Origin of the sequence: Streptomyces alkaliphilus (assembly GCF_014141535.1) — a bacterium.
GTDB lineage: Bacteria > Actinomycetota > Actinomycetes > Streptomycetales > Streptomycetaceae > Streptomyces > Streptomyces alkaliphilus.
Genome location: NZ_VKHT01001731.1, coordinates 1 through 457 on the forward strand (window position 1 = coordinate 1; position 457 = coordinate 457).

Genomic DNA, 457 nt, shown 5'->3' on the forward strand with positions numbered 1-457 from the left:
GGCCCGGGAACGGAACGTCCGGCTGTGCTGCGTGCGCGCCGACGGCTCCCCCCACGTGACGCCCGTGTGGTTCGTCTTCCTCCGGGAACGGTGGTGGATCGGCGTGCACGCCGGCTCGGTGAAGGCCCGGTTGGTGGCCCGCTCCCCGCGCGTCTCGCCGGCGCTGGAGGACGGCGAGCGTCCGGTGGTGGCCGAGGGCGGGGTCCGCGTCCACCGGGAGGGTTTCCCCCCGGATGTGGTGGAGGCGTTCACCGACAAGTACGGCTGGGACCCGCGCGATCCCCACGGCACGGGGGAGCGCACCCTCCTGCTCGAGGTCGCGGTGCGGCGGTGGCTGATGCGCGGCGGGGCCCGCTGAGCACCGAGGAGCACGGAACCCGCACGGGCACGGCCCCGGCCGACCCGCCCCATGGGGGACGGGCCGACCGGGGCCGTGCCGGCGCCGGGGGCCCGGGGG

At 77.7% G+C, this 457-nt stretch carries 1 protein-coding gene; it reads left to right on the top strand.

Features of this window, described 5'->3' with window-relative positions; genetic code table 11:
* Positions 1-358, top strand: a 358-nt coding sequence (locus FNQ90_RS26525; RefSeq protein ID WP_182608596.1) for a pyridoxamine 5'-phosphate oxidase family protein, incomplete at its 5' end; no start/stop codon positions are given.
* Positions 359-457: the final 99 nt, after the last annotated feature.